This is a genomic window from Streptomyces sp. NPDC004134, assembly GCF_042874195.1.
Classification (GTDB): domain Bacteria; phylum Actinomycetota; class Actinomycetes; order Streptomycetales; family Streptomycetaceae; genus Streptomyces.
Genome location: NZ_JBIAMS010000035.1, coordinates 40,417 through 60,527 on the forward strand (window position 1 = coordinate 40,417; position 20,111 = coordinate 60,527).

Sequence of the window (20,111 nt, forward strand, 5' to 3'; positions counted from 1 at the left end):
AGCTTGTCAGCAAGCTCGTCAATGGCCCCGACGCGTTTGGCTGACGCATGAGTAAGGTGGCCAACTGGCGGGAGCGGTCCCGGGCTTCGCCGACCCGCCGCGTACGCGTGCCGCGTGCACGCGCCGTGAAGGCCCCGTGCCCCCCGCGTACGGGCCGACACCCCGGCCGCGCCGCCGCTTCAGCGCAGCGCCGCCCGCATCACCCCGCGCGCGACCGGCGCCGCGCTGCCGCCGCCGCTGATGTCCGCGCGGTCCGCCTCCGCGTCCTCCACGACCACCGCCACCGCCACCCCCGGCACCGCCGCCCCGGGCCGCTGCGCCCAGGAGATGAACCAGGCGTACGGGCTCTCGGAGTTGTCCACCCCGTGCTGCGCCGTACCCGTCTTGCCGCCCACCGTCAGCCCGTCGATCGCCGCCAGCCCGCCGGTGCCGTCGCTGACCGCGTCGATCATCATCTGCCGCAGCAGCGCCGCCGTCCCCGGGGTCATCGCCGTCTCCTCGTACGCGGGCCGGGTCCGCGCCACCGTCTCGCCGCCGGCGTCCGCGAGCCGGTCCACCAGGTACGGGCGCATCGACCGGCCGCCGTTGGCGATCGTCGCCGCGACCCGCGCCATCTGCAGCGGCGTCGCCCTGGTGTCGTACTGCCCGATGGCCGACAGCGCGACCTGCGCCGGGTCCATCCGGGTGTTGACGTGGCTCGGCAGCACGGGCGAGGGGATCGGGAGGCCGCCGTCGTTGAAGCCGAACGCCTCCGCGGTCTCCACGATCTGCTGGGTGCCGACCGTCGCGCCGAGCTTCGCGAACACCGTGTTGCACGACTCCGCGAACGCCTCCCGCAGCGGCGCGTCGGCGCAGCCGCTCGACTCGTTGCGCAGGAGGGTGGTGCTGCCGATGAGGCGGTACGGGTTCGGGGTGCGGGTCGGCGCGTCGATGTCGGTGACGGTGCCGGACTCCAGCGCCGCCACCGCCGTGATCACCTTGAACGTGGAGCCGGGCGGATACGTCTGCCTGATCGCCCGGTTGAGGAGCGGCTGGGCGGGGTCCTTGCTCAGCCGGTCCCAGGCCAGCGTGGTGGCGGGGGAGTTGCCGGAGAGCAGCGCGGGGTCGTAGCCGGGGCTGCTGACGAGGGCGAGGACGCGGCCGGTGGCGGGTTCGAGGGCGACGACGGCGCCCTTGCGGCCGCGCAGCCCGCGGAACGCGGCCTTCTGCACGGCCGGTACGACGGTGGTGTGCACCTGGCCGCCGCGCTGGCGGCTGCGGGTGAGGTCGCCCCAGAGCGGCAGCGGGGCGAGCCGGCCGTCGGTGCCGGCGAGGACGCCGTCCTCGGCGTCTTCGAGGAGGGTGGCGCCGTAGAGCTGGGAGGCGAAGCCGGTGACGGGGGCGTAGAGGCGGCCGTTCGCGTAAGAGCGCTCGTAGCGCAGGCCCTGCCGGGTGTCCTCGGAGCCGGTGAGGCGGCGGCCCGCGGCGTAGATGTCGCCGCGGGGCTGGGCGTAGCGCTCCAGGGCGTGCCGGCGGTTGGCGGGGTTGGCGTCGTACTCGGGGGCGTTGAGCACCTGGACGCGGGCGGCGCCGACGAGGAGGCCGAGGAAGAGCAGCAGGCTGCAGGCGGCGGCGATACGGGTGTTGCGGATCACCGGGCGCCGTCCGCGGGGCGTGCCTCGTCGATCACGGGGACGACGAGGGGGACGGTGGCCGGGGCGGTCGCGGCGGCGGGTTCCGGTTCGGCCCGTGCGGGTGCGGGTGCGGGTTCCGGCGCCGGGCGTTCCTCCGGCGGCGTACGGGCCTCGTCGCTGAGCCGGACGAGCAGCGCGACGATCACCCAGTTCGTCACCACGGAGGACCCGCCCTGCGCCAGGAACGGCGTCACCATCCCGGTCAGCGGAATCAGCCCCAGCACCCCGCCCGCGATCACCACCACCTGCAGCGTGATGATCGCGGCCAGGCCCGCGGCGAGCAGCGCGCCGAACGGCTCGCCGATGGCGATCGCCGTGCGGTAGCCGCGGGCGACGAAGAGGGCGTACAGCAGGAACAGCGCGGTAAGCCCGGCGATCCCCAACTCCTCGCCCGCGGTGGCCAGGATGAAGTCCGACTTGCCGGCGAAGCCGATCAGCAGCGAGTGCCCCTGGCCGAGCCCCGCGCCCAGCGCGCCGCCCGCCGCGAACGCGAACAGGGACTGCGCCAACTGCCCGGGCCCGTGCCCCTCCTCGATGGCGCGGAACGGCGACAGCCAGTCCTCCACCCGCGTGTGCACGTGCGGCTCCAGCGCCCCGACCGCCACCGCCCCCGCCGCGGCCAGCAGCAGCCCGACGGCCAGCCAGCCGAACCGCCCCGTGGCCACGTACAGCATCGCCACGAAGAGGCTGAAGAACAGCAGCGAGGCGCCGATGTCCCGCTCCAGGATCAGCAGCACCAGGCTGATGCCCCAGACCGCGACGATCGGCCCGAGCACGCGCCGCGGCGGCAGCAGCAGGCGGCGGATGCGCGGGCCGCTGGTGAAGGTGAGGGCGTGGCGGTTGGCGGCGAGGTAGGAGGCGAAGAAGATCGCGAGGAGCACCTTGGCGAACTCGCTGGGCTGGAGGGAGAGACCGCCGATCCGGATCCAGATCCTGGCGCCGTTGACGGCGGGGAAGAGGATCGGCGCGGCCATCAGGCACAGGGCGGTGAACGCGTACTTCGCGGCGCGCGGGCGCAGGTCGCGGTGGTCGCGGAGGAAGAGCAGGACGGCGGCGAAGAGGGCGACGCCCACGGTGGACCAGAGGAGTTGGGTGGGCGCGGCGACGTCGCCGGGGGTGCCCTGGTCGAGGCGGTGGATGAGGACCAGGCCGAGGCCGTTGAGCAGCAGCGCCACCGGCAGCAGCACGGGGTCCGCGCGGGGGGCGCGGAAGCGGACGACGAGGTGGGCGAAGAGGGCGAGCCCGGCGAGGCCGCCGAGGTGGGTGGCCAGGTCGGCGGGGAGCGCGCCGGAGGTGGCGTAGCCGACGGCGGCGTAGCCGTAGGCGATGACGCCGACGGCGCAGACCAGGAGCCCGAGTTCGGCGCCGCGGCGGCGGGGGCGGGGCACGGGGGGCGGCGGCGTGGCCAGCCGCCGGGCACGGCCCGGCGGGCGGAGGGCCTGGGCCGGGTCGGTGGCGGTGGTCATTCGGGCAACGTAGCAAGCGGTGGCCGATTTGCCGGGTATGCCGGGGGTGGGGTGGGTCGCGCGGAGGGGCGCGGTGCCGTCGGCGGCGCTCGCTGTCGTACGGGGCGGGGCGCAGGGCTGCCGCGGCGGGTCAGCCCTCGGCCCGTACCGCCTGTGCGAAGCGGTGCGCCACCTGCTGCCAGACGCGCGCCGACTCCTGCTCGTCGCGGTCCGCCTCGGTACGCATCCGGGCCGGGTCGAAGCCGCGGGCGCGGATGGACTCGTCGCTCCAGGCGTGTACGCGGTCGGCGCCGGCCTCCGGGTGGAACTGCACGCCCCAGGCCCGGGCGCCGTAGCGGAACGCCTGGTGCGGGCAGCGCTCGCTCTCCGCCAGCCACACCGCGCCCGCCGGCAGCTCGGTGATGGCGTCGACGTGCCGCTGGACGGCGGTCACCCGCGGCGGGAGCCCCGTGAAGAGGGCGTCCTCCGCGGCCTCCGGGCGCAGCGCGATCGGCGTGCTGCCCAGCTCCGGTTCGCCGTGCGAGGCGGTGACCCGGCCGCCGGCGACGTGGGCGAGGAGCTGGCCGCCCTGGCAGACGCCGAAGACCGGGACGTCCCGCTCCAGCGCCTCGGCGACCAGCTCGCGCACCGCAGCCAGCCACGGCATCGCCACGTCGTCGTCGGGCATGGGGCCGCCGCCGAGCGGCACGATCGCGGCGTGGTCGAGGTGGCGGGGGAGGGGCGCGCCGGCGTAGGCGTGCACGACGTCGAGGGTGACGCCGTCCTGCTCCAGCCACGCGCCGAAGCGGCGGGGGCCGCCGCCGCGGCTGTTCTGCACCACGAGAACCTTCGTCATGCGTGCGATTCTCGGTCAGCTACGCGCGCGGGGTGTCGCCGGGGGTGGGAGCGGGGGTGGCCTGCGGCGGGATCGCGTCGGCGGGTGCGGTGTCGCCGGGCTCGGCGTCGGCGGGTGCGGCAGCGGCGGGTACGGCGTCGGTGGGCTCCGCGTCCGCGGGTGCCGCGTCGGTGCGTACGGCGTCGGAGGGCACCGCGTCCTCCGGCTCCGCGGCCGGCTTCGCCGCCTGTCCGAGGGCGATGACGACCTTGCCCGACGTGAGGTCTATCGGCCCGCGGTGCGGGTCGCCGGAGCCCACGTCGTCCACGACGAGCTCCATCCGCTCCCGGGCCCGCCGGGCGTGGGCATGGCTGGGCGCGAACAGCTCCGCAACGATGTTCATCCCCGTGCCTCCCGCGACTCGGCTCGTTCGAACAACGCCGCGGCCCGCGGAACCGTTCCCGCCGCGCCGCCCTCAGGCCGTCAGCCAGCCGCCCGAGACGTCCACGTCCGTGCCCACGACCGGCGCCGCGGCGGACGAGCCGAGCCACATCATCACCGCGGCCATCTCCTCGGCCCGCACGATGCGCCGGATCGGATAGTCCCGCGCGATCTCCTCGTACGTCAGCCCGAACGCTTCCGCCGCCCGCCGCAGCATCGGGGTGTCCACCGCCCCCGGCGCGAACGCCGTCACGCGCACGCCCTCCGGCGCGTACTCCAGCGCCGCCACCTTGGTCAGCGACGCCACCGCGTGCTTGCTGGCGTTGTACGGGGAGACGGTCGCGAAGCCGACCTCCGCCGAGATCGACGCCGTGTTGACGACGACCCCGCCGCCCTGCGCCAGCATCTGCGGGATCTCGTACTTCATGCAGAGGAACGTCCCGGCGGCGTTGGTGCGCCACACGTCCTCCATGTCCGCGAGAGTCTGCTCGTGCAGCCGCACCGCGCGCGGGCTCTCGATGCCCGCGTTGTTGTACGCGACGTCGACGCGCCCGTAGCGCCGTACGCAGCCGCGCACGAAGTCCCGTACCTGGTCCTCGTGGCGCACGTCCGCGCGCATGTACGTGGCCTCGCCGCCCGCGCGGCGGATGTCCGCCTCGATCCCGCGGCCGAGCCGGGCCCGGCGGCCGCAGAAGAAGACCTTCGCGCCGCGGTCGGCCAGCGCGCGGGCGGCGGCCTCGCCGATGCCGGAGGTGGCGCCGGTGACGAGCACCACCTTCCCGTCGAACTCACCGTCCACGGCGCTCTTCGCCCCGCCGGCGGCCGGGGCCGCGGCCCGCGCGGTCCCGGTCCCGGCGGCGCCCGCGGCCAGCCCCGCGGTCAGGCCGGCGGCGCCGGTCCTGAGCAGGGCGCGTCTGGACGCCGGCCGGGCGGCGGCGTGTTCGGCGGCGGGGCGTCCGGGCTCGGGGCGGGCGGCCGCGGGCCGGGCGTCTTCGGTCTCGCGTGCGGGCATGGGCGGGCTCCTCTCCGCGGTACGGGCGGGGCCGCGCGGCTCCGCCCGTGCCGGTTCGTGTTCCGGTCGGGACCACCGAAACACCGGAGTCCGGGGCCGGTCCAATGCCTGCACCCATACGCTTCCGGCATGGATGAGCAGCCGGCCGCCGAGGTTCCCGCGGCGGACGTCGACACGCGCGTGCTGCGCTACTTCCTCGCCGTGGCCGCGCAGTTGAGCTTCACGGCCGCCGCGCGCGAGCTGTACGTCACCCAGCCCTCGCTGAGCCGGCAGATCCGCCGGCTGGAGGCGGACCTGGGCGCCGAGCTGTTCGAACGGGCCGGGCGCGAGGTGCGGTTGACCGCGGCCGGCGAGGCGCTGGTGCCGGCGGCGCGCCGGATCACCGGCGACTGGGCGGCGGCGGTGCGCGAGGTCCGTACGGCCGCGGCGGCGGCCCGGGACGTGCTGCGGCTCGGCTTCGTCGCCACCGGCGCGGGGCCGCTCGGGCTGCGGGCACGGGCGGCCTTCGCCGCCCGGCGGCCCGGCACGGTGCTGGAACCGAAGCGGTTCGACTGGGGCGGCGAGGCCGAGGGGCTGCGCCGCGGGCTGGCCGACGTGGCGTTCGTCTGGCTGCCCGCCGACCTGACGGGGCTGCACGCGCGCACCGTCGCCACCGAGCGCCGCTGGGTCGCCCTCCCGCGCGCGCACCCGCTGGCCGCACGGCCGGACGTGGGCATCGCGGACCTGGGCGACCAGCAACTGATGTGGACGCGCAGGGCGCCGAAGGCGTGGGTCGACTGGTGGGCCGTCAACCCGCGCCCCGACGGCTCCGAGCCGGTGTGGGGGCCGGAGAACGACAACGTCGAGGAGATGCTGGAGCAGGTCGCGGCGGGCGGGGCGGTGTGCTTCGCCGCGGAGTCGATGACCACGTACTACACGCACCCCGAACTGGTCTGGCGGCAGGTGCGCGACATCGAGCCGCTGCGGATCGCGGTGGCCTGGCCGCGGGAGCGGAGGAGCCCGCGGGTGGCGGACTTCCTGGCGGCGGTACGGGAGTGCGTCCGCGACCCGCAGGCGTACGCGTGAGCCCTCAGCCCGCCGCCGCTGCCCCCGTCTCCTGCATCTCGTAGCGCTCGCGGGCCGCGTGCACCTCCTCGATGTGCTCCTCCGCCCAGTCCTTCACGGCGGTGAGGAGCCCGGCGAGGCTGCGGCCGAGCGCCGTCAGCTCGTAGTCGACGCGGACCGGGACGGAGGGCGTGACGGCACGGGTGAGGATGCCGTCGCGCTCCAGCGTGCGCAGGGTCTGGGTGAGCATCTTCGGGCTGACGCCGGCGATCTTCCGGCGCAGGTCGCTGTAGCGCCGCGGGCCGCCGGCCAGGGCGGCGACGACGAGGCTGACCCACTTGTCGCTGAGGCGGCCGAGGAGCTGGTTGGTGGGGCAGTCCCGCATGAACGCGTCGTACGCGAAGCGCTCCTGGTCGCGCCGCTGGGCCGCGGTCGTCGTCGCCATGACTCTCCTCCGGGTGGCCTAGGCACTCTCAGGTAACTACTTACCGGAGGATACCTACTCTTCCTAGGGTTGCGGCAGCGGAGACCGATACCGATCAGGGAGAGACAGGTCATGCGTGCTGCAGTGGTGACGGAGTTCGGCGGCCCGGAGGCCGTGGCGATCGCCGACGTGGCGGTGCCCGAGCCGGGCCCGGGGCAGGTGCGGATCAAGGTGGCCGCGGCGGCGGTCAACCCCGTGGACGGCGGGACGCGCGCCGGGGTCTTCGGCGCCGCGCCGGGCGGGGCGTACACGGGGCTCGGCTGGGACGCCGCGGGGACGGTGGACGTGGCGGGCGCCGGATTCGCCGCGGGGGAGGCGGTGGTGGCGCTGGTGCACGGGGTGGCGAAGCGGCTGGGCTCGCATGCCGAGTACGTGGTCGTGGACGGCGCCGCGGTGGCCCCGGCGCCGGCGACGGTGGACGCCGTGCACGCCGCGACGCTGCCGCTCAACGCGCTCGCCGCCGACCAGGCACTGGGCCTGCTGGACCCCGCGCCTGGCACCTCGCTGCTGATCACCGGCGCGGCCGGGTCGCTCGGCGGGTACGCGATCCAGCTCGCCGCGGCCCGCGGCGTCGCGGTGACGGGGCTGGCCCGGGAGTCCGACGAGGAGCTGGTCCGCGGCCTCGGCGCGGCGTTCACGACGGCCCCGGCCGCCGCCGGCTACGACGCCGTGCTCGACGCGGCGGTGCTCGGCGGCGAACAGGCCCTGCCCTGGACCCGCGACGGCGGCGCCTTCGCCGCCGTCATCCCCGACACCGCACCGCCCCCGGTCCGCGGCATCCGCACGGCGGCCCTCGACGTCCGCGCCGACGGCAAGCGGCTGGCGGAGCTGGCCCGGCTCGTCGACGACGGCGTGCTGACGCTCCGGGTCGCCGGGACGTACGACCTGGCCGACGCCCCGAAGGCGCACGCCCGGCTGGCGGAGGGCGGGATACGGGGGCGGCTGGTGCTGGTGCCGTAGGGCGGGGCCGCGGTAAGGGGCAAGGCACCTGGGAACGAGCCCCTTACACGGGCCCGTTGCGACCCGCCGCGACATTGCCGACCTCACGGCTCCGGCCGGCGGCCAGGCTCAGTCCGCGGACCCGAGCCGTGCGGTGATGCCGTCGCGGAGCGCGGCCGTCCGCCGGTCGCCGTAACCGGCGAGCAGGGCGAGGGCCGCCTCCCCGTGGCCGCGCGCCCCGTCCGGATCGCCCGCCCGCACCGCCGCGGCGAGGCCGTCGAGCGCGACGGCCTCGTGCCAGGGGTCGCCGAGTTCGTGAAAGCGGGCGGCGCCCCTGCGGTGCCAGGCGGCGGCCTCGCCGGCGCGGCCGAGCGCCCGGCAGGTCTCACCGGTCCCGTGCCAGGCGAGGGCCTCCCGGCCGCCGTCGCCGATGCGGCGGTGCACGGCGGCCGCCCGGTCGTAGGTGGAAAGGGCCTCGTCGAACAGCCCGTTGGCCCGCTGCGCGGCCCCCAGGGCCAGCAGCCGCAGCCCCTCCGACGTCGACTTGCGGCGCCGTACGGCGATGTCCACGGCGCGCCGCGCCGACTCCAGCGCCGCGGCCGGCTCGCCGCGCTCGCGCTGGATGCCGCTCAGGGTGCGCAGCACGCTGCCCTCGCCGAGTTCGTCGCCGAGGTCCCGGTAGGCGGCCAGCGCCCGGTGCGCGTACTCGTCCGCCGGGGTGAGATCCCCCGCCTCGTAGTGCGCGGCCGCGAGGTTGGCCAGTTCGACGGCCACCCACCGGGGCAGGCCCAGCTCCCGGTAGGCGTCCAGCGCCTGGGCGAAGTGGGTGACGGCGGCGTCCAGCCGCCTGCGGGTGAGGAGGACGAGACCCAGCGAGTTCAGCGCGGCGGCCTCGTCCTTCCTGTCCCCCAGCTCGCGGCGGAGTACGAGGACTTGGCGGTGGCACTCCTCGGCTTCCGCGAGGCGGCCGGCGCGCCTGTGCGCCTCGCCCAGGCACCGCAGCACCCACGCCTCCGCGTGCCGGTCGTGCAGGGCGCGGCTCGCCGCCAGCCCGAGGCGGGCCGTCTCGGTCCACTCCGCGAGGGGCGCGGCGCGGATCGAGCCGCGCCACTGCACGACCGGGAGCTGCCAGGCGAGGGCGTGGAGCCGGGCTCCGGCGGCGGCCCGGGTGGCGGCGTGGACGTTGACGCGCTCGCGTTCCGTCCAGTCCACGGCCGCGTCGTAGTCCGTGAAGGACAGGGGAGCGGTGCCGTCACCGGGCCGGGGGAGGGGCAGCTCGACCCCGTCGGGGCGGACGTACGCGCGCGCCGCCTCTGCGGTCAGCAGATACCACGTCAGTACGCGCCCGAGCGCGGCGTCCCGTTCGTCCGGGCGCATCTCGGCGTGCGCCCGGTCGGTGGCGTACGCGCGCAGCAGGTCGTGGAGTTCGAACCGGTCGGGGGCGGTCTGCTCCAGCAGGTGGACGCCGGCGAGCGCGTCGAGCAGCCGCCGGGTCGCCCGCGGTGGGCCGGCGGCCAGCGCGGCGGCCGCGGCGAGGCTGAAGTCCGGCCCGGGGTGCAGGCCGAGGAGCCGGAACAGCCGGGCTTCCGCCTCCGGCAGCGCCTGGTAGGACCAGGCGAAGACCGCGCGCACCCCGTCCTCGTCCCCGTCCTCGCCGTCGTCTCCCATGCTGAGGGTTTCCCACAGCGACGACTCGTCCCGCAAGTCGGCCAGCAGATCGCCCAGGCTCAGGTGCGGACGGCTGACCGCACGCTCCGCCGCGACCCGCAGGGCGAGCGGGAGCCGGGCGCAGAGCCGCGCGAGTTCCGTCAGTTGGGACGCGTCGTCCCCGGCGCGGCGTCCCGCCGTGGTGGCGCGCAGCAGCGCGACCGCGTCGGGCTCCGGCAGGGGGCGCAGCGTGAGTCCCTGCGCGCCGTCGCGTACGGCCAGGCCGCCGAGGTGGCGGCGGCTGGTGACGAGCGTGAGGCAGCCGGGGCCCGCGGACAGCAGGGGGCGGACCTGGGCGGCGGAGGCCGCGTTGTCCAGCACGGTCAGCACCCGGCGGCCGGCGAGGTGGGAGCGGTACAGCGCGCCGGCGGCGTCCGGTTCCGCGGGGATCGCCGGGGCCGGGACGCCGAGGGCGGTGAGCATCCGGTGCAGCGCCTCGCCCGGCAGCAGCGGGCGGCCGGGGTCGTAGCCGCGGAGGTTGACGTGCAACTGCCCGTCGGGGAAGCGCGCGGCGATCCGGTGGGCCCAGGCGAGCGCGAGGGAGGTCTTGCCCACCCCGGCCGTCCCGGTGACGACGACCAGGGCCGGTGCCTGCTCCGCGGCGGCGAGCATGCCGTCCAGGTCGTGCAGTTCCGTGGCCCGGCCGGTGAAGTCGCGGGGCGCGGCAGGAAGTTGGCGGGGGACCGGGACGTCGGGGTCCTGGGTGCGGGGCCCTGCGTGGTGGACGTGCAGGCCGCCGCTGATGTCGCGGGCCTGGATCACGGCGCCGGCGGTTCCGGACATCTCGGAGCGGGTGGCGCCCGAGCGGTCGCCGGTGTCGTCCGCCTGCCGCGTCACGGCAGGGCGAGGACGCAGAACTCGTGGTCCTCCGGGTCGGTCAGGCAGGTCCACGGGGCGTCGCCCTGGCCGACGTCGAGGTCGCGGGCGCCGAGGGCGCGCAGCCGGGCCACCTCCGCCTCCTTGTCGTCGCCCGGGTACGGCAGCAGGTCGAGGTGGACCCGGTCGGGGGCGGTCTTCGGGTTCGGGACGCGGAGGAGTTCGAGGTACGGGCCCGTGCCCGCGGCCGCGCGCAGCACCCCGTGCTCGTCGCCCACCTCGTGCACCGTCCAGTCCGTCGCGCCGCCCCAGAAGCGGGCCATGGCCCGCGGGTCCGCGCAGTCGACGACCACCGCGGCGACCGGCCCGGTGTCCCGGTAGACGTCCCGCGGCTCCAGCACGCAGAACTCGTTGCCCTCCGGGTCGGCGAGCACGGTCCACGGCACCTCCGCCTGGCCCACGTCCACGGGGGTCGCGCCGAGCGCGCGGAGGCGGGCGACCAGTTCCTCCTGGTGGGCGGCCGAGGTGGTGGCGAGGTCGAGGTGCACCCGGTTCTTCGCCGCCGTCTTGGGCTCCGGTACGGGCACCACGTCGATGCCCAGGGCGACCGGGTGCGGCCACCTGAGGCCGCCCGGGGGGCCGGCGTAGGTGGTGGCGCCGGACGCGTGCACCTGCCAGCCGAGCGCCTCCGCCCAGAACCGGCCGACCGCCGCGTGGTCGACGGCCTTGATGTTCACCTGGACGGGTCGCAGAGCCATACCGGCGATCCTATGCACCCGTGTCGCGCGTGGCGGCTCGCTTCTTGAAATCGAACACACGTATGATAGCGAGTCGTGAGCGACTACGAGTTTCCGGAGGAGTTGCTGCGGGCGAAGCGGGAGTGGTTCGCCGTCGCGCAGCGGTTGGAGGAGTTCCCGCTGCGCCCGTATACGGACAGCGCGGGCGTCGAGCACCGGGCCGGCAGCGGGTGGACGCCCGAGCTGGACCGGCAGGAGACGGTGCTGCGGAAGAGGTTCCGCGAGCTGTCCGTCGAGATATCGATCCACCCGTTCTGGGAGACGCTGAACGGGGGTACGGTCGCGGCGCGGATGGCGCTGCGCGAGGCGGCCCGGCCGCCGGCCGGCTGAGGCGCGGGCGGCGGGGCGGGGTCCGGACGGCGGTCCGGGGCGGGCGGGAAGTCCGCCCACCCCGGGGGTGGTTCGACGGGTTACGGGTGCGGGCGACGGATCACGGTTGCGCGGCCGGGGCCGCGCTCAGCCGCGTACCGGCTCCGGGGCGGGTGCCGCGTCGTCGCCGGCTCCGCCGGCGTCCGCCGTCTTCTGGTCCTCCTGCGAAGCCGTGCCCGTGGGCGGGACGTGGTTCAGCAGGCGTACGGCCAGGACCGCCACCCCCGCCAGCAGCACCGCCGCGATGATCGCCGCCACGTGCATCCCGCTCACGTACGCCTCCCGCGCCGGCGTCAGCAGCGCCTCCGCCGTCCGCGCCGGCAGGTCCGCCGCCGCCGTGGCCGCGCCGGTGATGCCCTCCCGGGCGGCGTCCGCCGCCGGGCCCGGGGTGCCGGCCGGCACGCCGTCCTCCATCTGCCCGCGGTAGACGATCGTGCCGATGCTGCCCAGCGTCGCGATGCCCAGCGCGTAGCCGAACTCGCCGCTGGTCTCGTTCATCGCCGCCGCCGAGCCCGCCTTCTCCGGCGGCGCCGAGCTGACGACCAGGTCGGTGCCGAGCGTCACCAGCGGCCCCGCCCCCAGGTTGATGAGCGCGAACCCCGTGACGACGTACGGCAGTCCGCCGGAGACGTCGGCCACCACCAGCAGCAGCAGGCCCACGACCGAGACGCAGAGCCCGCCGCCGATGAGCCGGGCCGGGCGGACGTAGCGGGCCGCCATGGGGGCGAGGCCGAAGCTGAACCCCGAGGCCACCACCGCGGGCAGCATCCACAGACCCGCCTTCAGCGGCGTGAGCCCCTGCACCATCTGCAGGTACTGCGTGATGAACAGCATCAGCGCGCCCATCAGGAAGGTGCCGGCGAACATCCCGCCGAGGGCGGTGCAGAAGGCCCGGTTGCGGAACAGCCGCAGGTCCATCAGCGGGTGCTCCAGCCGCTGCTGGCGGCGTACGAAGACGGTCCCGAACGCCCCGCCCGCCGCGAGCGCCGCCAGCGGCACCGGCGCCCAGCCGTCCTTCGCCAGCTCCTTCACCGCGTACACCAGCGGCAGCACCGCGGCCAGCGACAGCGCCACGCTCGCCAGGTCCAGCCGGCCCGCCTTGGTGTCGCGGTACTCGGGCAGCACGATCGGGCCCAGGACCAGCAGCAGCACCATCGCGGGCACCCCGAGCAGGAACGCCGAGCCCCACCAGAAGTGCTCCAGCATCGCCCCGCCGACCAGCGGGCCGATCGCCGCGCCGCCCATGAAGCACATGAACCAGACGCCGATGGCCGCGGACCGCTGCCTGGGGTCCCGGAACATGTTGGTGATCAGCGCCAGTGTCGAAGGCGCCAGCGTCGCCCCCGCGATGCCGAGCAGCGCGCGGGAGGCGATCAGCATCTCCGGGCTGGTGGAGTACGCGGCGACCACGGAGGCGACGCTGAACGCCGCCGCGCCGGTGAGCAGCAGGCGGCGGCGCCCGATGCGGTCGCCGAGGGTGCCCATCGTGACGAGGAAGCCGGAGAGCATGAACCCGTAGATGTCCATGATCCAGAGCTGCTCGGTGCTGCTCGCCCCGAGGTCGGCGCTGAGGTGGGGCAGGGCGAGCAGCAGGACGAAGACGTCGATCGAGATGAGCAGGACGGGCAGCGCGAGCACCGCGAGCCCGATCCACTCCCGCCGCCCGGCCCGTGTCGCGATGTCGGTAGCCATGAGGTGTGCTCCTTGTCGGAAACAACCGTCCGGCGCCCCCTCCGGGCGCCTCTCACCCATGCGTCGAGCGGGCGGGACGGATTTCGACAGCGGAGCGGAGGAAATCCCGAATGTGAGGTGGATCACATGGCGTGCCTCAGAGGCGGACCGCCGCGCCCGTCACGTGCACCCGGGGATCGCCCGCGCGCAGCTCCACCTCCAGCAGCGAGGGGCTGCCCATGTCGTGGCCCTGGTGGAGGGTGAGCCGGTCCTGCCCGGCGGCGAGGCCGAGTTCGCGGGCGTACGCGCCGAAGGCGGCCGCCGCCGCGCCGGTGGCCGCGTCCTCCACCACGCCGCCCACGGGGAACGGGTCGCGGACGTGGAAGACGGCGGGGGACTCGCGCCAGACGAGCTGGACGGTGGTGAGGTCCAGCTTCTCCATCAGGGCGCGCAGCCGGCCGAAGTCGTAGTCGAGGTCGGCGAGGCGGGCGCGGGTGGCGGCGGCGAGGACGAGGTGGTGCGCGCCGGCGAAGGCGACGCGCGGGGGCAGGGCGGGGTCCAGCTCGGCGGCGGACCAGCGCAGCGCGGCCAGTGCCTCGGCGACGTCGGCGTCCGCGGCCTCCCGGACGTGCGGCTCGACGCTGCTGAGCGTCGCCTTCAGCGCCCCGTCCGCCTCGGTCACCGCCACCGGGACCCGCCCGGGCCGGGTGTGCAGGGCGAAGTCCCCGGCGCCCAGCCGCTCGGCGAGCGCGACGGCGGTCGCGACGGTGGCGTGGCCGCAGAAGGGGACCTCGGCGGCGGGGCTGAAGTAGCGGGCGGTGAACGAGCGGCCGGGGCCGGCCTCGTCCGCGGGGCCCGGGGTGAGGAAGGCGGTCTCCGAGTAGCCCACCTCGGCCGCGATGGCGGCCATCCGCTCGTCGGAGAGCCCGGCGGCGTCGAGGACGACACCGGCCCGGTTGCCGCCGGCGGGGTCGGTGCTGAAGGCGGTGTAACGCAGTACGTCGGTCATGAAGGGGCAACCCGCGGCGGTGCGCTCGGTGTTCCCGCAGGTACGCGGCCGGGTACCCGGCGGGCGCCGGGGGCGGCCGGGGCGGGCGGCCCCGGGTCACCAGCTCGCGAGCACCGGCGGTCCCGGTTCGTACCGCCGCCAGGCTTCGTTGAGGCGGCCGAGGCGGGCCGGGTCGGCGATGCCGCGCACCAAAGCGATCTTCCCGTGGGCGAGGTCGAACGTCACCGCGCCGAAGACCTTGCCGCCGACCGCGAAGAGGATGGCGGGACCGCCGTTCACGTGCGCGGAGTGGACGACGGGTATGCCGCCGGCGAAGTGCCGTTTCGAGGCCGAGGACGCGAAGCCGGCCCGGGCGATGGCGGCGATCCGCTGCGGGGTGTCGTACTGCAGCATCGTCCCGGTCAGGCCGGCGCCGTCGGAGATCGCCGTCGCGTCGTCGGTGAGCAGCTCCACCAGCCGTTCCGTACGGCCCGAGGCGGCGGCGAGGAAGAACTCCTCGACGATGCGCAGGGCGGCCGCCTGATCGACCGCGCCGCCGCGGCGGCGGGCGGCGGTGACGCGGCGGCGGGCCCGGTGCAGGTGCTGCTGGCTGGCGGACTCCGAGATGCCGAGGATCCCGGCGATCTCGGCGTGGCCGTAGGAGAAGGTCTCGTGCAGGAGGTAGACGGCCCGCTGGACGGGGGAGAGACGCTCCATCAGGGTCAGCACGGCCAGCGACACCGACTCGCGCTGCTCGAAGGTGTCGGCGGGGCCGAGTATCGGGTCGCCGTCGAGGACGGGTTCCGGCAGCCAGGAGCCGACGCTGCGCTCGCGGCGGGCGCTGGCAGAACGGAGCCGGTCGAGGCAGAGGTTGGTGACCACCCTGGTCAGCCACGCCTCCGGCACCTCGATCCGCCGCCGGTCGGCGGCCTGCCAGCGGAGGTACGCGTCCTGCACGGCGTCCTCGGCGTCGGCGGCGGAGCCCAGCATCCGGTAGGCCAGCGAGGCCAGCCGGGCCCGGCTGGCCTCGAACCGCCCGGTGTCGAAGCGGTCGGTGGCGGTGCCGTCCATGCGCTCCACCCTAGGACTCCCTCGTCCCGGGGCCGCTGCGGCGGCCGCGGACGGCGGCCCGCCGGCCGGACCGCGCCGGCCGCGGCCGGCCGTGCTTGACCTCATGCCGACATGAAGTCGCAGCATGGCGTCCATGTCCACGAACCAGGAAGCGGTGGCAGAGCACCGCGACACCGAGGCCCTGCTTGCCGTCATCGACGCCGCGGACCGGCTGCCCGGCGCGGCCCGGCTGCGGGACCGCTCCTACGAACTGCTGTCCCCCGTCCCGGGCTCGACCGTCGTCGACGTCGGCTGCGGCGCCGGCCGGGCCGTGGCCGAGCTGGCAGGACGCGGCGTCCACGCGGTGGGGGTGGACCCCAGCCCGCGGATGCTCGCCGCGGCCAGGGAGCGGTGGCCGGAGGCCGAGTTCCGGGCGGCGGGAGCGGAGGAACTGCCGTTCGCCGACGGCAGCGTCCAGGGCTACCGGGCCGACAAGGTCTTCCACGTACTCCGGGAGCCGGGGCGCGCGGTGGCGGAGGCGCGGCGGGTCCTCCGCCCGGGCGGCAGGATCGTCCTGGCCGGGCAGGACTGGGACGCCATCATGATCGACTCGAACGACGCGGCGCTCACCCGCACGATCGTGCACGCCCGCGCCGACCTCCTGGGCGCGCCCCGCGCCGGCCGGCAGTACCGCGGCCTGCTGCTGGCCGGCGGCTTCGCCGAGGTCACGGTCGAGGTGCACACCACCGTGTTCACCGACCCCGCGATGCTGTCCCTGCTCACCAGGCTCGCCGAGCCGGCCTGCGCGAGCGGCGCCGTCGCCCGTGACCGGGCGGACGCGTGGCTCGCGGAACAGCGCGGGCGTGCCGAGGCCGGCCGGTTCCTCGTCGCCGTGCCGGTGTTCGTGGCCTCCGCCTCCGCCTGAGCCGCCGGCCGGCCGGCCGGCGCCGTCCGCGACGTCCGCGGAACCGGCGTCCGCCGCCCGGCGCATCTAGGCGGCCACCGACGGGGTCTCGCCGGTCGCGTCCCACGAGGGGTCCGGTGCGGTCCGGGCCGCGGTCCCCGCCGCGGTGGCGAGGTGGCGCCGGCGTGTGGGCAGGCCGTACGTCGGGTGCAGGGTGCCCCACAGTGAGCCGCGGACGATGGCCGCCTTGACCCGCGCGGCCGTCCGGCCGGCCACGTACCCCGGCTTCGCCTGCGCCGCGTCGTCGACGGGCTGCAGGAGCCCGTCCCACCGGCCGAGGCTGATGTGGTTGAAGGTGTAGACGAGCTTGGTGTACGCGACCTCGCGGCCGGTCAGGTGCCCCACGATCGAGCGGATCGCCTGCTTGCCGGTGTAGCCGGCGGAACCGCACGACATCGGCAGCGGCCTGCCGTTGTCGCCGATCGCGCGGACGCTGTCGCCGGCGGCGTAGACGTCCGGGTGCGAGACCGACCGCATGGTGCGGTCGACGGCCACCTGCCCCGTGCCGGTGACCTCGAGACCGGCGGCGGCGGCCAGCGGGTCGAGCGCGAACCCCCCGGTCCACACGGTGGCGTCGGAGGCCACGGCGGTGCCGTCGGCGCACCGCACCCCCGCCGCCTCCACGGCCTCGACCCGGGTGTGCTCCCGCACGGCGATGCCCATCCGGTCGCAGGCCCGGCGCAGGTGGGCGCGGGCGCCGGGGGAGAGCCGGGCGCCCAGCTCGCCGCGGGCGACGAGGGTCACCGACAGGCCGGGCCTGGCCTCGGCGATCTCGGTGGCGGTCTCGATGCCGGTCAGCCCGTCGCCGACGACCAGGACGGCGCCGCCTTCGCCCCGCCTGTCCAGGCCGTCCAGCCGGGCGCGCAGGCGCAGCGCGGCGGGCCGGGCGGCGACGTGGAAGGCGTGCTCGGCGACCCCGGGGACGCCGCGGAGGGCGACGCGGCTGCCGAGGGCGTAGACGAGCGTGTCGTAGTGCAGCAGGCCGCCGCCGTCGGCGTCGGCCACGGCGACGACCCGGCTCTCGGGGGCGAGGGCCGTGACGCGGGCCACCCGCAGCCGTATCCCCGTGCCCGCGAAGACGTCGGCCAGCAGTGGCGTCCCGATCTCCCCGCCCGCCGCGAGCCGGTGCAGCCGCAGCCGCTGGACGAACTCCGGCACCGCGTTGACCACGGTGATCTCGGTGTCCGCGGGGGACAGCCGGCGGGCCAGGTTCCCGGCCGTGTAGGCGCCGGCGTAGCCGGCGCCGAGGACGACGATGCGGTGCTTCATGTGCGGCTCCCTCTCGGTCGCTTGCTTCGGAACCTGAGCGGGACAGCGCGCCGATTGCTGACGGATACGGCACGTGACATGGATCACAGCGCTACGGGAGCGGGCCGCGCCCGGGTCCGCGGCCGGGTGATCTTGAGTTCGTATCGCTGACGTGCGCGCGTCACTTCCCTCTCATCTCGCCGCCTGAGACTCTCCCCACGTCGCACCCCCGAACGGAGAGGTGTCCCATGCCCGAGTTCCCCCTCACCCGCCGCCGCGCCCTCGGCACCGCGGCCGCCGCCGCCCTCGCCCCGACCGTCGTCGGGCTCACCGAGGCGCGGGCCGACAGCCGCCCGAGCGGCGGCGAGGACGAACTGCACGTCATGAGCTTCAACCTCCGCTACGCCTCCGCCACCCCGCCCAACTCCTGGCCCGAGCGGCGCCCCGTGATGCGCGCACTGCTGCGCGCGGAGGAGCCGCACCTCGTCGGCACCCAGGAGGGGCTGTACCCGCAACTGCTCGACATCGCCGCCGACCTCGGCCGCCACCACGCCTGGATCGGCACCGGCCGCAAGGGCGGCAGCAAGGACGAGTTCATGGCGGTGTTCTACGACATCCGCCGGCTGGCCCCGGTCGCGTTCGACCACTACTGGCTCTCCGACGAGCCCTACCTGATCGGCTCCAACACCTGGGGCAACGCCGTGCTGCGGATGGTCACCTGGATCCGCTTCCGCGACCTGGTCACGGGCGGCGAGTTCTACCACGTCAACACCCACCTCGACCACGTCAACCAGCAGGCGCGCGAGCGCTCCGCCGATCTGATCACCAGCCGCTTCGCGGAGTTCGACGCCGCGCTGCCGCGGGTCGTCACCGGCGACTTCAACGTCCCCGCCCACCGCAACCCGGTCTACGACGCGATGCTCGTGGGCGGCGGCCTGGTGGACACCTGGGACGCGGCGGACCGGCGCAGCGACGCGTACGCCACGTTCCACGGGTACCGGCCGCTGGTGCCGGACGGCGACCGGATCGACTGGATCCTCGTCACGCCGGGCGTGCGGACGCGGTACGCGAAGATCAACACCTACGAGCGCGGCGGCCAGTTCCCGAGCGACCACCTGCCGGTACAGGCGTTCCTGCGCGTCTGACCCCGGGGCGCCGGCGGCCGTACAGCCGCCGGCGCCTCCGGCTCCCGGCCGGGCCGCCCGGCCCTACTCCTCGTTCTCGTCGCGTTCCGGACGGCCGCGGAGGCGGTCCAGTTCGCGGCGGTCGCGCTTCGTGGGGCGGCCCGTGCCGCGGTCGCGGCGGGCCACCGGGGCGGCCATCTCGCGCGGCGGCGGGGGCGGGCTGTGGTCCGCGTAGCACTCGACGGCCACCGGGGCGCCGACCCGCTTGCGCAGCAGCCGCTTGACCACCACGATCCGCTCCCGCCCGGCCAGCCGCACCCGCACCTCGTCGCCGACCCGCAGCGCCTGGGCCGGCTTCACGCGGTCGCCGTTGACGCGGACGTGCCCCGCCTTGCAGGCGGTGGCAGCCGCGGAGCGGGTCTTGGTGAGCCGTACGGACCAGATCCAACTGTCGACCCGTACGCTCCCGTCCTCTCCAGCCATGTCGTCGACTCTACGGGGCGGGCTTCCGGAATAATCCCGTCCGACCCGACCTTGGAGAGGACCATGAAGGCGATCATCACGGACGGTTACGGCGGACCCGAGAACCTGCGGCTCGACGAGGTGCCCAAGCCCAAAGTCGGTCCCGACCAGGTGCTGGTGCGGGTCAAGGCGGCCGGGGTGAACCCCGTGGACTGGAAGGTGGCGAAGGGCTGGCTCGACCCGATGATGTACGTCCGCTTCCCGCTGATCCCCGGCTGGGACGCGGCCGGCGTGGTGGAGGAACTGGGCGCGGACACCCCGGAGTTCGCCGTCGGCGACGAGGTGCTGGGGTACGTGCGCCGGGACGAGATCGGGCAGGGCACCTACGCCGAGTACGTCGCCGCGCCCGTACGGACCCTGACCCGCAAGCCCGCCGCGCTGGGCTGGCAGCAGGCCGCCGCGCTGCCGCTGGCCGGGCTCACCGCGCTGCGGTCGCTGGACCGGGTGGGCGCCGGGGACGGCGAGACGGTGCTCGTCCACGGCGGCGCGGGCGGCGTCGGCTCGCTCGGCGTCCAGCTCGCGGTCCTCCGCGGCGCGCGCGTGATCGCCACCGCGAGCGAGCGCAACCACGACTTCCTCCGCTCGCTGGGCGCCGAGCCCCTGACGTACGGCGAAGGACTCGCCGGCCGGGTGCGGGAGCTGGCCCCCGACGGGGTGGACGCGGCGGTGGACTTCGCGGGCGGCGGGGCCGTGCAGGTCTCGCACGACGTGCTCAAGGACCCGGCGCGCTCCGCGTCGATCGCGGACGGCGAGGTGAAGAAGCTGGGCGGGCAGGTGGTGTGGGTCCGCCCGGACGCGGAGGGCCTGGCGCATCTGGCGGGACTCGCCGCGGCGGGCAAGCTGACGGTGCACGTCGACGCGCTGCCGCTGGCGGAGGCCGCGGAGGCGTTCCGCCGCAGCGAGTCGGGCCGTACGAGGGGCAAGCTGGTCCTGGACGTGCCGTAGCTCCGCGGCTCATCCACGGCCGTGCCCCGCGCCACCG

Annotated in this window: 19 protein-coding genes; 6 read left to right on the top strand and 13 right to left on the bottom strand. The window is 75.8% G+C overall.

Going from position 1 to position 20,111, the window contains the following annotated elements:
* Window positions 1-179 precede the first annotated feature (179 nt).
* From ACFYVJ_RS32060 to ACFYVJ_RS32080, 5 genes are all read right to left on the bottom strand, one after another.
* Window positions 180-1,634 (bottom strand): penicillin-binding transpeptidase domain-containing protein, encoded by a 1,455-nt coding sequence (locus ACFYVJ_RS32060; RefSeq protein ID WP_388899075.1) that lies wholly within the window; start codon window positions 1,632-1,634, stop codon window positions 180-182.
* Entirely contained in the window at window positions 1,631-3,139 is a 1,509-nt protein-coding gene (locus ACFYVJ_RS32065; protein ID WP_388899077.1) for an FtsW/RodA/SpoVE family cell cycle protein, read from the bottom strand. The genes ACFYVJ_RS32060 and ACFYVJ_RS32065 overlap by 4 nt, the downstream gene beginning before the upstream one ends.
* A 130-nt stretch (window positions 3,140-3,269) precedes the next feature.
* A complete protein-coding gene (locus ACFYVJ_RS32070) occupies window positions 3,270-3,974 on the bottom strand; it encodes a type 1 glutamine amidotransferase (protein ID WP_388899079.1) in 705 nt (234 codons plus the stop codon).
* Window positions 3,975-3,993: 19 nt separating this feature from the next.
* On the bottom strand, window positions 3,994-4,356 hold the full coding sequence (locus tag ACFYVJ_RS32075) for a DUF6191 domain-containing protein (protein WP_388899082.1): 363 nt from the start codon (window positions 4,354-4,356) through the stop codon (window positions 3,994-3,996).
* A 72-nt stretch (window positions 4,357-4,428) separates the two neighbouring features.
* Window positions 4,429-5,406, bottom strand: a complete 978-nt coding sequence (locus ACFYVJ_RS32080; protein ID WP_388899084.1) for an SDR family NAD(P)-dependent oxidoreductase — start codon at window positions 5,404-5,406, stop codon at window positions 4,429-4,431.
* Window positions 5,407-5,535: 129 nt separating this feature from the next.
* On the opposite strand from ACFYVJ_RS32080, the gene ACFYVJ_RS32085 reads away from it, so the two are divergent.
* On the top strand, window positions 5,536-6,471 hold the full coding sequence (locus ACFYVJ_RS32085; RefSeq protein ID WP_388899087.1) for a LysR family transcriptional regulator: 936 nt from the start codon (window positions 5,536-5,538) through the stop codon (window positions 6,469-6,471).
* Window positions 6,472-6,475: 4 nt separating this feature from the next.
* Here ACFYVJ_RS32085 and ACFYVJ_RS32090 read toward each other — a convergent pair whose 3' ends face one another.
* Entirely contained in the window at window positions 6,476-6,895 is a 420-nt protein-coding gene (locus ACFYVJ_RS32090; RefSeq protein ID WP_388899090.1) for a winged helix-turn-helix transcriptional regulator, read from the bottom strand.
* Window positions 6,896-7,006: 111 nt separating this feature from the next.
* Between ACFYVJ_RS32090 and ACFYVJ_RS32095 the strand changes: the two genes are divergently transcribed.
* Window positions 7,007-7,894 (top strand): NADP-dependent oxidoreductase, encoded by an 888-nt coding sequence (locus tag ACFYVJ_RS32095; protein ID WP_388899093.1) that lies wholly within the window; start codon window positions 7,007-7,009, stop codon window positions 7,892-7,894.
* 108 nt (window positions 7,895-8,002) lie between these two features.
* Here the strand turns inward: ACFYVJ_RS32095 and ACFYVJ_RS32100 are convergent, their stop codons facing one another.
* Window positions 8,003-10,417, bottom strand: a complete 2,415-nt coding sequence (locus tag ACFYVJ_RS32100; RefSeq protein WP_388899096.1) for an ATP-binding protein — start codon at window positions 10,415-10,417, stop codon at window positions 8,003-8,005.
* Entirely contained in the window at window positions 10,414-11,154 is a 741-nt protein-coding gene (locus ACFYVJ_RS32105; protein ID WP_388899099.1) for a VOC family protein, read from the bottom strand. Before ACFYVJ_RS32105 ends, ACFYVJ_RS32100 begins: the two co-directional genes overlap by 4 nt.
* 75 nt (window positions 11,155-11,229) lie before the next feature.
* Here ACFYVJ_RS32105 and ACFYVJ_RS32110 point away from each other — a divergent pair, with 75 nt between their 5' ends.
* Window positions 11,230-11,523 carry a hypothetical protein gene (locus ACFYVJ_RS32110; protein ID WP_388899102.1) on the top strand — a complete coding sequence of 98 codons (294 nt, stop codon included), beginning with the start codon at window positions 11,230-11,232 and terminating at the stop codon, window positions 11,521-11,523.
* A gap of 126 nt (window positions 11,524-11,649) precedes the next feature.
* Here ACFYVJ_RS32110 and ACFYVJ_RS32115 read toward each other — a convergent pair whose 3' ends face one another.
* The 3 genes from ACFYVJ_RS32115 to ACFYVJ_RS32125 all read right to left on the bottom strand — a co-directional run bounded on the left by ACFYVJ_RS32115 (window position 11,650) and on the right by ACFYVJ_RS32125 (window position 15,292).
* A complete protein-coding gene (locus ACFYVJ_RS32115; protein ID WP_388899105.1) occupies window positions 11,650-13,254 on the bottom strand; it encodes an MFS transporter in 1,605 nt (534 codons plus the stop codon).
* Window positions 13,255-13,390: 136 nt separating this feature from the next.
* Window positions 13,391-14,242 (bottom strand): PhzF family phenazine biosynthesis isomerase, encoded by an 852-nt coding sequence (locus tag ACFYVJ_RS32120; protein WP_388899108.1) that lies wholly within the window; start codon window positions 14,240-14,242, stop codon window positions 13,391-13,393.
* Between the two features lie 96 nt (window positions 14,243-14,338).
* Window positions 14,339-15,292 (bottom strand): sigma-70 family RNA polymerase sigma factor, encoded by a 954-nt coding sequence (locus tag ACFYVJ_RS32125; protein ID WP_388899111.1) that lies wholly within the window; start codon window positions 15,290-15,292, stop codon window positions 14,339-14,341.
* A 133-nt stretch (window positions 15,293-15,425) separates the two neighbouring features.
* On the opposite strand from ACFYVJ_RS32125, the gene ACFYVJ_RS32130 reads away from it, so the two are divergent.
* The gene (locus ACFYVJ_RS32130) at window positions 15,426-16,196 is read left to right on the top strand and encodes a methyltransferase domain-containing protein (RefSeq protein ID WP_388899114.1); all 771 of its coding nucleotides are present in this window, start codon (window positions 15,426-15,428) and stop codon (window positions 16,194-16,196) included.
* Between the two features lie 66 nt (window positions 16,197-16,262).
* On the opposite strand, the gene ACFYVJ_RS32135 is transcribed toward ACFYVJ_RS32130, so the two are convergent.
* A complete protein-coding gene (locus tag ACFYVJ_RS32135; RefSeq protein WP_388899117.1) occupies window positions 16,263-17,504 on the bottom strand; it encodes an NAD(P)/FAD-dependent oxidoreductase in 1,242 nt (413 codons plus the stop codon).
* 227 nt (window positions 17,505-17,731) lie between these two features.
* On the opposite strand from ACFYVJ_RS32135, the gene ACFYVJ_RS32140 reads away from it, so the two are divergent.
* Window positions 17,732-18,628, top strand: coding sequence for an endonuclease/exonuclease/phosphatase family protein (locus ACFYVJ_RS32140; protein WP_388899120.1), 897 nt, complete (start codon window positions 17,732-17,734; stop codon window positions 18,626-18,628).
* Window positions 18,629-18,691: 63 nt separating this feature from the next.
* On the opposite strand, the gene ACFYVJ_RS32145 is transcribed toward ACFYVJ_RS32140, so the two are convergent.
* Entirely contained in the window at window positions 18,692-19,090 is a 399-nt protein-coding gene (locus ACFYVJ_RS32145) for an RNA-binding S4 domain-containing protein (protein ID WP_388899123.1), read from the bottom strand.
* A 63-nt stretch (window positions 19,091-19,153) separates the two neighbouring features.
* Between ACFYVJ_RS32145 and ACFYVJ_RS32150 the strand changes: the two genes are divergently transcribed.
* The gene (locus ACFYVJ_RS32150) at window positions 19,154-20,074 is read left to right on the top strand and encodes an NADP-dependent oxidoreductase (protein WP_388899126.1); all 921 of its coding nucleotides are present in this window, start codon (window positions 19,154-19,156) and stop codon (window positions 20,072-20,074) included.
* Window positions 20,075-20,111 lie beyond the last annotated feature (37 nt).